8 protein-coding genes and 1 pseudogene are annotated in these 11,972 nt (G+C 63.5%); 7 read left to right on the top strand and 2 right to left on the bottom strand.

Annotation, left to right across the window (positions count from 1 at the left end):
* Positions 1–5: 5 nt before the first annotated feature.
* From HMPREF0307_RS03130 to HMPREF0307_RS03100, 6 genes and pseudogenes are all read left to right on the top strand, one after another.
* Positions 6–308: pseudogene (locus HMPREF0307_RS03130) on the top strand (Na+/H+ antiporter subunit G); the annotation flags it as partial.
* A 578-nt stretch (positions 309–886) separates the two neighbouring features.
* Complete coding sequence (locus tag HMPREF0307_RS03120; RefSeq protein WP_066486983.1) at positions 887–2,296, top strand: ammonium transporter; 1,410 nt, start codon at positions 887–889, stop codon at positions 2,294–2,296.
* 3 nt (positions 2,297–2,299) lie between these two features.
* Complete coding sequence (locus tag HMPREF0307_RS03115) at positions 2,300–2,638, top strand: P-II family nitrogen regulator (RefSeq protein ID WP_066486982.1); 339 nt, start codon at positions 2,300–2,302, stop codon at positions 2,636–2,638.
* 4 nt (positions 2,639–2,642) lie between these two features.
* Positions 2,643–4,745 carry a [protein-PII] uridylyltransferase gene (locus HMPREF0307_RS03110; RefSeq protein ID WP_066486981.1) on the top strand — a complete coding sequence of 701 codons (2,103 nt, stop codon included), beginning with the start codon at positions 2,643–2,645 and terminating at the stop codon, positions 4,743–4,745.
* A gap of 52 nt (positions 4,746–4,797) precedes the next feature.
* A complete protein-coding gene (gene ffh / locus HMPREF0307_RS03105) occupies positions 4,798–6,432 on the top strand; it encodes a signal recognition particle protein (protein WP_066486979.1) in 1,635 nt (544 codons plus the stop codon).
* Positions 6,433–6,604: 172 nt separating this feature from the next.
* Positions 6,605–7,756: a TIGR04053 family radical SAM/SPASM domain-containing protein gene (locus HMPREF0307_RS03100; RefSeq protein ID WP_066486977.1), complete on the top strand. Its 1,152-nt coding sequence runs from the start codon at positions 6,605–6,607 to the stop codon at positions 7,754–7,756.
* Between the two features lie 113 nt (positions 7,757–7,869).
* Here the strand turns inward: HMPREF0307_RS03100 and HMPREF0307_RS03095 are convergent, their stop codons facing one another.
* The gene (locus HMPREF0307_RS03095) at positions 7,870–10,107 is read right to left on the bottom strand and encodes an acyltransferase family protein (protein ID WP_066486970.1); all 2,238 of its coding nucleotides are present in this window, start codon (positions 10,105–10,107) and stop codon (positions 7,870–7,872) included.
* 362 nt (positions 10,108–10,469) lie between these two features.
* On the opposite strand from HMPREF0307_RS03095, the gene rpsP reads away from it, so the two are divergent.
* A complete protein-coding gene (gene rpsP / locus HMPREF0307_RS03090) occupies positions 10,470–10,976 on the top strand; it encodes a 30S ribosomal protein S16 (RefSeq protein ID WP_066486968.1) in 507 nt (168 codons plus the stop codon).
* A 264-nt stretch (positions 10,977–11,240) separates the two neighbouring features.
* Here rpsP and HMPREF0307_RS03085 read toward each other — a convergent pair whose 3' ends face one another.
* Entirely contained in the window at positions 11,241–11,939 is a 699-nt protein-coding gene (locus tag HMPREF0307_RS03085) for a TetR/AcrR family transcriptional regulator (RefSeq protein WP_082723196.1), read from the bottom strand.
* Positions 11,940–11,972: the final 33 nt, after the last annotated feature.

The raw sequence follows: 11,972 nt of genomic DNA, 5'->3' as shown, positions 1-11,972 counted from the left end.
ACCCCATGACGATTGCAGAGATTATCGCGGCGGTGCTCGTCATCGCTGCCACCGTCATGGTCGTTGCAACGACCGTGGCGCTGTGGCGCGCTCCCGATGCCCTCACGCGTGTCAACCTGCTCGGTCCCACCGTAGGTGTGGCCGTGCCCTTGCTCCTTTTCGCCAAGCTCATCATCGATTGGTCGACGACCGGCTTCGATTTTTGGAACCTGGTCAAGGTACTGCTCACGCTGTTTGGTGTGTGGATTATCGGGTCCGTGGGCTCGTTCTACATGGGCCGTTCCATCTACGGTGTGACGGTCACCGACGTGAAGTTTGCACGCCGCAAGGCCGCGCGTGAGTCTAAGGACCACAAGGTGGTGGCAGACAATCCACTGCCGGCCGGCATTGTGCCGGATCCTAACGCCCCGCAGTCCCCGGGGGATGCGGCAGCACAGTAGGAACGAGGCGCCGGTGAGCTTCTGCTCGCTGGCGTCTTTGTGTTTTTCTAGTCGTCGAAGCTGAGCTCTCAGGTTCAGTGGTGCGAAGTAAGCGTCGGGCGGGTGGTTCGGGCTGTCTGGTGGAACGGTGGTCATGAGAGGCTACCCCTCCATCAAGGCGTTAGATTATATGTTCGAGAGCTACGGCAACCCGGCATATCCATCCCCGTTGGCGTTGGTCAACACTTTCGAATGCTTAATGTGGGAAGCTGTGCGGGCGGGCGAGGCGAGGTGGGGTCGGGCCTTTAAATTCAGGCCGGGCGTTCGGGCGATCGGGGTAACGGTGCAGGTGATAGCGCTGACCGGATTGGGGGTGACATGCGAAAGGTGAACCCAAGCTGTGTTTCTATAGTGTGACAGGTAATGTCCTTCGCGTACCTATCAATCTATAGACAAGGGCGAGACGGATGACTCCCGATCAACTGGCTGCGGTGTCCGGCAACTCCGCGTGGATGCTTATCTCTGCTGCATTAGTGCTTCTCATGACGCCGGCCCTGGCGTTGTTTTATGGTGGACTTTCGGATAAGCGAAGTGTCCTCAACATGATGATGATGATGTCCTTCGGCGCGCTCGGCATGGTCTGCGTCGCCTACGTCCTGTGGGGCTGGTCGATGTCCTACGGCACGCAGTCGTGGGGCGGCGTGGTCGCGAACCCGTTCGAGTTCTTCGGACTGCGCGACTCTATTACGGACGCGGACGGCAACTACATCGCGGGGGCGTCCGGGTATGCGAACGTCATCGATATCGGATTCCAGCTCACCTTTGCGGTGATCTCTACCGCAATTATTTCCGGTGCGCTGCTGGGCCGCGTGAAGTTCGGTACGTGGCTGGCTTTTAGTGGTCTGTGGGTGACTTTTGTTTACTTCCCGCTGGCGCACATGGTCTGGGGTGGGGGATTGCTCTCCCACGCGGAGCGTTCCCTTTCTTCCTGGATCTTCGGCACCGTTACTGAGGCCGGTGAGACCACCGCGGCAGTCTCGCCGGTGGACTTTGCAGGCGGCACCGTTGTGCATATCTCTGCTGGTACCGCGGCACTCGTTCTCGCCATCGTCGTGGGCAAGCGTGCCGGCTGGCCCACCAAGGTCTCTCGTCCGCATAACCTGCCCATGGTCATGACAGGCGCGGCGCTGCTCTTCTTCGGCTGGTTCGGCTTCAACGGGGGCTCCGCCTTCGCCGCGGATGGTCTGGCGGGCCTGGCGTGGCTCAACACGGCGGCGGCGACCGCAGCGGCCATGCTCGGCTGGATGGCTGTAGAGGCCATTCGAGATAAGGCGGCCACGTCTCTCGGCGCGGCCTCCGGTTTTGTTGCTGGACTTGTCGCCATTACTCCCGCCGCTGGCGCGCTGACTCCGGTGACCTCGTTGATTCTGGGTGGCATCGGCGGCGCGGTGGCGTGCCTGGGCGTGGGGCTGAAGTACACATTAGGCTTCGATGACTCGCTCGACGCGGTCGGCGTGCACCTCGTCGCCGGTCTGTGGGGCACCATCGGCTTGGCACTTTTTGCCAGCGAGGGCGGCCTGCTTACGGACGATGCAGGCTACGGCGTTAAGCTCCTCATTATTCAGACCGTCATCGCGGTGGTCGCTATGGTCTTCGCTGGAATCGTCACGCTAGTCATTGCGCTGGCGCTCAAGTACACCCTCGGCTGGAGGATTGAGGACGAAGACGAGGCGGCCGGTGTCGATGTTTCCGAGCACCGTGAGTCGGGTTACGATCTGGCCGCACAATCTGGCATGCGAGCACCCGCTACTATGATTGGCAGTACGAATAATTCCACGGCGCCTACCATCCCGCCGCGCACCGACGTCAAGGAGTAAACCATGAAGCTCATCACCGCAGTAGTCAAGCCCTTTACCCTTCCGGACGTGCGTGCAGCGCTGGAGCAGCTCGATGTCCACGGCCTGACCGTGACGGAAACCCAGGGCTTCGGTCAGCAGCGCGGCCACAGCGAGGTCTACCGCGGCGCCGAGTACGCCACGGACTTCGTGCCGAAGGTCAAGCTGGAGATCGTCCTCGCCGATGAGCAGGTGGACGAGGTACTCAACGCCATCGTCGAGTCCGCGTACACCGGCAAGATTGGTGACGGCAAGGTCTGGGTCACCCCGGTCGAGGACCTCATCCGCGTCCGCACCGGCGAGCGCGGCGAAGCCGCCATTTAGTCCCGTGACACCATCCGACATTCGCGCCGAGGCTTATGCCTCGGCGCTTGCCGTTGTCCGCTCTCTCGATCTGCCCCAAGGCACCGCGCTCGCCGCGACAGGGTCGTTCGCCCGCCAGGAGATGACCCCACGCTCGGACATCGACCTTATTCTCCTCCATCCCGCTGACAAGGAGCTGGACGAGGAAAAGGTCGCGCAGATGTGGTACCCCGTGTGGGACGCGAAGTACCACCTCGACTACGCGGTGCGAACGCCGGACGAGTGTGCGGACATTGCGGCAGAAGATGCATCGGCAGGCTTTGCGCAGCTGGATCTTGCCTACGTCGCGGGCAATAAGCTGCTCGTCGATGAAGCCCGCGCGAAGTTGCTCGCCGTCTGGCGGCGCCAGCTCCAGCGTGGGTTCGATGCGTTTATTGATACCGCCATCGCGCGCTGGCACCGGTCCGGCGCCGTCGCCGCGATGACGAACCCGGAGCTTAAGAACGGCAGGGGAGGGCTGCGCGATATTCAGCTCCTGCGCGCACTCGCGCTGGGCAACCTGTGCGATAATCCGCGGCTCGATACGCAAAAAGAGCTCTTGCTCGACGTGCGCACCCTGCTCCACGTCCACGCGCGCCGCCATCGCGACGCGCTCGACCCCGAATTCGCCGCGGATATCGCAGAAGAACTGGGGTTTAAGGACCGCTATGAGCTCTCCGCCGCGCTCGTCGAGGCCGCCAGCGCGGTCGACCATGCCCTAGAAAGAGGCCTGGCCACCGCCCGCGGGCTCGTAGGGAAAAGGGAGCGGAAAGGGATCCGGCGGCCGCTCGACATCGACGTCATCGACGCCGGGGGCACTATTACGCTCTCGCGCAACCCCAACCTAGAGGATCCGTGGCTGCTCACGCGCGTTGCGGCGGCGTCGGCACGCACGGGCATTCCCGTTTCCGAGGCGACGTGGGTGCAGCTCCAAGAGCTACCCACGGTCACGGACCGGTGGCCACAAGCCGCGGTGGATGACTTTTACTCCATCCTGTCCTCGCCGCGCCATACCCCGCGGGTTATCGAAGACCTCGACGCGCATGGCCTGTGGGAGCGGCTCGTGCCTGACTGGGCGCATATCCGTGGCCTTCTGCCGCGGGAGCGGTCGCACACGCATTCCGTCGACGCGCATTCCATCAACACGGTGGCGCGCTGTGCGGAGGCCCGCACGACCGTCGCGCGGCCGGACCTTCTGCTCTTGACTGCGCTCTTCCATGACATGGGCAAAGGCTACGACCGCCCGCACGAGCAGGTCGGCGCGGAAATAGTCGTTCGCCAAGCCCAGCGTATGCGGCTCAACCTCGCGGATATGTCGCGCGTGCAGACCATCGTTGCTGAGCACACAACGTTGGCCAAGCTCGCCGCGCGCATGGACCCTTGGTCGGACGAGGCGCGCGACGCGCTTCTCGATGCCGCCAGCTACGACCAGCTCACCGTCTCCCTGCTAGCCGTGCTTGCGGAGGCCGACGCCCGCTCGACGGGGCCCGGCGTGTGGACCTCACGGCTGGCCTCTGCTGTCCACGCGATGACGACCCGCGCGCTGGAGGCGCTCGAGCCCCGGGCGCTCACCCGGCCCATCGTCGACGCCCCGCGCGATATCGGCCTGCGCGTCGACTGGGAGGAGGAGCGGCTTACCGTGTACTGGTGCGGCGAGTACCAGCGCGAGATGGTGCGCCCGCTCGCGCTCATCGCGGCCCTGGGCTGGACCGTCATGGGCTCGCGGATTATCCGCGAGCGGGACGGCAGCTACGCCGCGGAGTTCGATATCCGCACCGTCCAGCAGCAGCTTGCCGATGCCGCCAATGAGCAGCGTTTCCTCCAATCCTATGCGTCGGGCACATACTCGGTCCTTCCCGAGATTGAGCCCGCTCCGACCACCGCTGTCTTTGAACTCGGCGCGGTGCTTACTGTGCGCACGGCGGAGCGGGTGGCCGCGTTGGGCCATTTGCTGGGCGCGCTGCCGGACGTGGAGTGGCTGCGCCACGAGGTTCTCGGCGCCACAATGATCGTCCATGCGCGTCTGCGCGGCGAGGTAAGCCGCTCTGCCGTGGTAGCGAATGTGACCCGGGCCTTGGCAAGCGACTAGAGTAGTTAAAAGCGAAAATCCGTCAAATTTTACTTAAGGGAGCGCCACCGTAGTGTTTGAATCACTATCTGACCGCCTACAATCCGCCCTCTCCGGGCTGCGCGGCAAGGGCAAGCTGACCGAGGCCGATATCAACACGACGGCCCGCGAAATCCGCCTCGCGCTGCTCGAGGCCGACGTCTCGTTGACCGTCGTCCGCGGCTTTATCAAGCGCATCAAGGAGCGCGCCGTTGGTGCCGAGGTCTCCGAGGCGCTCAACCCTGCCCAGCAGGTGGTCAAGATCGTCAACGAGGAGCTCGTGGAGATCCTCGGCGGCGAGACGCGTCGCCTCCAGTTCGCGAAGAACCCGCCCACCGTCATCATGCTCGCCGGCCTCCAGGGTGCCGGTAAGACGACGCTCGCCGGCAAGCTCTCCAAGCACTTGGCGAAGAACGGACACACGCCCATGCTCGTGGCCTGTGACCTCCAACGTCCGGGCGCGGTCCAGCAGCTCCAAATCGTGGGCGAGCGCGCCGGCGTGCCCACCTTCGCGCCGGACCCCGGCACGTCCATCGACACCAGCGAGCACGAGATGGGCACCTCCCACGGCGACCCGGTTGCCGTCGCCCAGGCCGGTATCGAGGAAGCCAAGCGCACCCAGCACGACGTGGTCATCATCGATACCGCCGGCCGCCTCGGTATCGACGAAACGCTCATGACACAGGCTCGCAATATCCGCGACGCCGTGAACCCGGACGAAGTCCTCTTCGTCATCGACTCGATGATCGGCCAGGACGCCGTCCAGACCGCCGAGGCCTTCCGTGACGGCGTGGACTTCACCGGTGTCGTGCTCACCAAGCTCGATGGCGACGCCCGCGGTGGTGCCGCGCTGTCCATCCGTGAGGTCACCGGCAAGCCCATTCTCTTTGCATCGACCGGCGAGAAGCTCGACGACTTCGACGTCTTCCACCCGGAGCGCATGTCGAGCCGCATCCTCGGTATGGGCGACCTGCTCACCCTCATCGAGCAGGCCGAGGCCACCCTCGACCACCAGAAGGCCGAGGAAGCCGCAGCGAAGATCGGCTCGGGCGAGATGACGCTCAACGACTTCCTTGACCAGATGCTCATGGTCCGCAAGATGGGCCCCATCGGCAACCTGCTCAAGATGATGCCGGGCGGCAAGCAGATGTCGCAGATGGCTGACATGGTCGACGAGAAGCAGCTCGACCGCATCCAGGCCATTATTCGCGGTATGACCCCCGAAGAGCGTGAGAATCCCAAGATTCTCAACGCTTCGCGCCGCAAGCGCATTGCCAACGGTTCTGGTGTGACCGTTTCTGAGGTCAACTCCCTTATCGAGCGCTTCAACGAGGCGAAGAAGATGATGTCGCGCATGGCCGGCCAGTTCGGCATGCCCGGCATGGGCGGCGGTCGCTCCGCCACGAAAAAGAAGCCCAAGGGCCGCAAGGGCAAGAACGGCAAGCGCAAGCCCGCCAAGCAGCGTCGCGGTGGCGGCGGTGGCATGCCTGGAATGCCGGGTATGCCTGGCGGCATGCCCTCCATGCAGGAACTGCAGAAGATGCAGGAGCAGATGGGCCAAGGCGGAGGCTTCCCCGGCATGGGTGGTATGGGAGGCATGAAGTTGCCCAAGGGTATGGAAAACATCGACCTTGACAACCTCGATTTCGGCCAGGGCAAGAAGAAGTAGCTTTATTATCACTTCAGGCCGGGATGAGCCTTCCGCCACGGGTGTGGGGCTCATCTCGGCCTGAAGCGTCAGTGAGGGACTAGATGGAATGGGAGTGAGGCTCTCCTTATTTTATGCGCGAGATTTCTACGACTAAAGTTGTAGAAAACATTCGCTTCAGTGAGGGGACCCCGTGAAGGACACGCCCATCGTGCGCCAGGTGCGCCACGATATTAACGCCAAGCCGTTCATCGCCATTTGGGAGGTCACGCGTGCGTGCCAGCTCGTGTGCCAACACTGCCGTGCGGACGCTCAACACGAGCCGGCGCCGGGGCAGCTCACCACGGCGGAAGGCAAGGCGTTGCTCGACTCCATCGCGACGTATGACAAGCCGCGTCCCATCGTCGTCCTCACCGGCGGCGATCCGTTCGAGCGCGGTGACCTGGAGGAACTCACGGAATACGGCACCTCGCTGGGGCTCAACATTTCGCTGTCGCCGTCCGTGACGCCGCGGTTGACCCGCGCGCGCCTGGAAGGCCTCAAGGCGGTGGGAGGCTCGGCGCTCTCGCTGTCCCTCGACGGTGCGACGGCCGCGACGCATGACTACTTCCGCGGTTTCAGTGGCACGTTTGTCCGCACCGTCGAGATGGCGGAGATCGTCACGGACGTGGGCTTCCGCCTGCAGATCAACTCGACCATCACGTCGAACAACGTGAAGGAAGCCCCGGCGCTGCTCAAGCGAGTCATCGATATGGGCGCCAAGCTGTGGAGCGTATTCTTCCTCGTGCCCACCGGCCGCGGCACGGGACTCGGCGCGCTCAGCCCGCTCGAGCGTGAAGACGCCATGAACTGGCTCCACGACGTGTCCAACCGCGTTGCCATCAAGACGACGGAGGGCCCGCAGTACCGGCGCATTGTCATTCAGCGCTCCAAGGGACAGCCCTATGAAGGCGGCGAGCTCTATAAGTTCCTCACCGAGGAAACCGAGCGCCTGCTGGGACCGGCCGAGCACACTCGCCGTCCGCGTCCGCCCATGGCTATTAATGCGGGTTCCGGCTTCGTCTTCATCGACCATCTCGGCGACGTGTACCCGAACGGCTTTCTGCCCATGCACTGCGGAAACGTCAAGGAGCAGACCCTGCCGGATATCTACGCCACCTCGCCGGTGTTTAAGAAGCTGCGCGATCCGCAGCAGTGGTCGGGTAAGTGCTCCGTGTGCGAATTTGCGTCCGTGTGCGGTGGTTCGCGGTCGACTGCGTTCGCCATGACGGGCGATCCGCTCGCCTCAGACCCGACGTGTGCGTACGTGCCGCAGGCGTGGAAGGAACTCCACGCCGCTTCGTAAAACTAGAAGGCCCTAGCAGGTTGGCCATTCGCGCTGTTCACCGAAATTCATGGGAATTCGGCGAGCTGGGTAAATGACCAACCTCCTAGGGCCATGTGCGGCGTGAGGCGGGTTTAAACCGCGGTGGGGGCCGCGACCATGGGGTAAGGGGCAACGTCCGCCGTGGTGCGGGGGTTCTGGTGTTCTTCGTCGTACGGCGTGGCAGTGGGGGCTGCGGGGTCTTCGCCCGCGGGGGCATCGGGAGCCTCTTGTTGGACCGTCTCGCCCTTCATGAAGGGCTCGATGTACTGACGTAGCAGCGGCATTGCCGAGTCTGCGAAGGCATTCGAGATGTGGTGCATGTCGCGGTAGACGAAGACGTTGCCGATAATGACGGGGCACTGCGTGTCGTCACAGAACCAGTTGGAGGTATCAACGGCGATCATGTTCTTGTACTTCGCAAGCACAATCGCGGCCGGGTCCACTGGGGCGTAGACCTGGTTGCGGTCCATGCTGCACGCGTCCACGTCCTGGGTTGCGACGTAGCACTCGTCAAACTCGCGGCCCACGCCAGCGGCGTCGAAGCCCCACGGGTTATCGCGCAGGCCCATGAACGGAATGTTCTGCTCCGCGAGGAAGTCCCAGAACGCGGCGTAGCCGGCTGGCACGACGTCGGGGCCGTGACCGTAGAAGTCCTGTGGACGCGTGGTGTTGGAGATGACGAGGTCCGCACCGCCATCGACGATCTGCTCGACGGCGCCCTCGGCCCAGGCCTTGCACTCCGGGGTGACGGTTACGTCATCGCCCAACTCGATGGGGCAGTCTTGGCGGACGATCGGAACGAGCTGGAAGTGCATCTCGCGGCCAAGCTTGTCTAGGCCCGAGGCCCACTGCTCGGCGTGGGAACCGCCGACGAGGTAGACCTTGAAGTCCGCATCCTGGTCGCCGAAGATGCACGGCGTTCCGTCTACGCGTTCCGTGTTGTAGTAGTTCGGATCCGCCTGCTTCGCCACGAAGCAATGCGAGGTCGAGGTCGGAGGCATGATGCCGCCCACGAGGATAGGATCCGGCTGGACCGTGACACCCTCTGGGGCCGTGGTGCCGTTGAACGCCATGGCGCCGGGGTAGCGCGCGGGGTCGAGGGTGAGGCCCTCGCCGTCGCGGACCTGGGACATCCACACGGGCTGAATAGTAAGCAGCGCAATGGTCGCTGCGCCCATAAGCACGCCGCCCACGCCGCGCCAGGCGCCGGCCGTAGTGCGCAGAGAGGCGAGCGCAGAATTGACCGGCATATCGTCGCGCGTCGGGCGCTTGCGGCGCTGGCGCAGCGGACGCTCGAGGAAGCGGTGCGTGAGATCCGCGAGGACGAGCGAAATGGCGATGATGATAACGCCCAGCCACCAGGTGGGGCGCTCCATGCCCAGGTACGCCGTGGACAGGATGAGCAGCGGCCAGTGCCACAGGTAGAGCGGGTAGGCGACGTCGCCGAGCCAGCGTGCCTTCTTCGAGGCCATGGCCTGGGACAGGGATCCGCCGCCGCCCAGGATGATGAGCACGGCACCGCCGAGCGGCAGCAAGGACAGCGGACCGGGGTAGGCCGCCGTATTCGCGATAAGCGCGCCCGTGCAGATGAGCGCGAGGAGGCCGAAGCCCGTAAAGAAGTTGGAAAAACGCTGGGGGACGGCCAGCTTTGCACCGTAGATGGCGAGCACACCGCCGAGCGTGAGCTCCCACGCACGCGACCAGGTGGAGTAGTAGTTTGCGGCCGGGCCGTAGAGACCAAAGCGGCAGGCGTATGCGAAGGACGCGATCGTGACGATAACGAGGATGGGGCCGGCGATCTTCTGCACGGTGAGGGTGCGGCGGCCCAGTGCGCGGACGAGGAGCCCCAAGCCCAGCGCAAACGCGATGGACATGACATAGAACTGGCCCTGCACGGCCATGGACCACAGGTGCTGCAGCGGCGAGGTGCTTGCCGATGCCGCCGCATAATCGGCGTTCTGCCGTGCCAGCTCCCAGTTCTGGTAGTAAAACACCGTCGCCGTGATCTGCTGGACGAGCTCCGTGCGCAGCAGTTGCGGGGTGAAGAACTTGACGAGGAGGAACGTTGCACCCACCGTGAGCGCAAGCGCCGGGACCAGGCGGCGCAGCGTGCGCCAGATCGGCCACCACGGGTTAAAAGAGGCATTCGGCTTTTCCGTGTAGCGTAGCTGGGAGCCCAGGAAGAAGTAGCCAGAGAGCAACAAGAAGACGTCCACGCCGCCGGAGACGCGTCCCACGAAGACGTGATAGAGGACGACGAGGCCGATCGCGATGCCGCGCAGTCCATCAAGATCGTAACGGTAGCGGAAATTTCGTGTTGATTCTGCCATGGTGTGGGTGGGTCCTGACCTCGTCCTTAGTGCTCCTCCTATAATCCCGTCGCAGGAGACGGGGAAAGAAAGAGCAGGCAAACGGGAAGCTATAAACTAGGTACGGCCCGTAAGGTTACCTGGCGCATGCATGAAAACCGGAACTGACGCGACGTGATTTCCGGAATTGGCCTGGTTGCCTGTAATATATGTCGGGTTGCCACGCATGTGGCGGCACAATTTGATACTTATCCTGCGTAACGCCCCCACCGCCTACGGACGGCGGGCATGTCACACGCAGGCTAAATCCGAGGGTTGAACCGGCGCGAGCACACGGCTCGCGTGTCTGTACTGCCCAGTGACTACACGCAAAGGAGCCAATCATGGCCGTTAAGATTAAGCTGCAGCGTATCGGTAAGATCCGCACCCCTGAGTACCGCGTAATCATCGCTGATGCCCGCACCCGTCGTTCCGGTAAGGCTATCGAGAACATCGGCATCTACTCCCCGAAGCAGCAGCCGTCCCTCATTCAGATCGATTCCGAGCGCGCACAGTACTGGCTGGGCGTCGGCGCACAGCCGACCGAGCCGGTACTCGCTCTGCTGAAGGTCACCGGTGACTGGCAGAAGTTCAAGGGCCTGCCGGGCGCCGAGGGCACCCTTCAGGTGGCCGAGGAGAAGCCGTCCAAGCTTGACCTCTTCAACGCTGCCCTGTCTGAGGCTGCCAACGGCCCGACCCTCGAGGCCATCACCGAGAAGAAGCGCAAGGCCAAGGAAGAGGCTGAGGCTAAGGCTGCTGCTGAGGCTGCTGCCGCCGCCGAGGCTGAGGCCAAGGCTGCCGCTGAGGCTGAGGCTGCTGAGGAAGCTCCGGCTGAGGAGTCCGCAGAGTAATTCTGCTTAAGCGCTACCCCGTCACCGTTCGCGGTTGCGGGGGTTTACGCGTTTTCCCCATACAATGCGGCCCTGGAGCAGGAACACCCCCGGATTATTGTCAGACAGGGACAGGAATAGGTCATACCGAAGCCAGCGACTAGTTCCACTGTCCTTTCGGACGGCGGGAATGGGCATAAACATAGCCCGCCCACTCGGGTGGACAGGCTATGAATTTTCGGTGCCTTGGGGTGGAACTGCTTCCAACGTCATGGGCGCGACGGCCTAGGTATCGTCGTCCGAATCTGGCTTGCCGTCGGGGTAGTTGCGGAACGGGTCGTTGACATCCGTGAAGTCTGTGCCGCGCATGGCGGAGGCGAAGACGCCTTGGGCGAGCTCGTTCTTCATCTCACGCGGCAGATCCGCCATCTGGCCGGTCGTACAGAGCACGGTAAAGCCGTGGACCGTGGACCACGCGGCGAGCGCGTTCTGCATGAAGTACTGGAGGTGGCTCACGCCGTCCGTGCGCTGGGCATGGATGCGGAAACACTCGGAGAATTCCCGCAGCGCCTGTACGTGTGGCTCGAGATGCTCCTCATCACCGCCGCTGCCGCCCATCACGGTGGGAAGGTCCAAGCCACGTCCGGCGAGCATGCAACGAAACATTTGGGGCTCTTCCATCGCGAAGTTGAAGTAGACCCACGCACACGCCATCATGCGGTCCGCAACGAGGGGGCGGCTCTCGCGATCGGTGAGGACCACGTTGAGACGCGCGATGAGCTCGTCGACCGCGCGGGTGGACACGGCGTTGAGGAGCTCCTCCTGGTCCGTGTAGTGACGGTAGGCCGCCGTGGGGGACACACCGACGCGGCGGGTGACTTGGCGAATGGAGATCGCTTCGGGCCCTTCTTCGCGGCCGATCTCTTCGGCGACGCGCAACAACTCGCCCTTGAGGTTTCCGTGGTGATAAGGCTTCGTACTCACAGAAATAGATTATAAGTGTCTCAGGTCCAGTGG

The sequence above is a fragment of the Corynebacterium sp. DNF00584 genome, assembly GCF_001552965.1.
GTDB lineage: Bacteria > Actinomycetota > Actinomycetes > Mycobacteriales > Mycobacteriaceae > Corynebacterium > Corynebacterium phoceense.
Note: the sequence above shows the minus strand (reverse complement) of the source record. Positions and strands in the feature narration are given on the sequence as shown.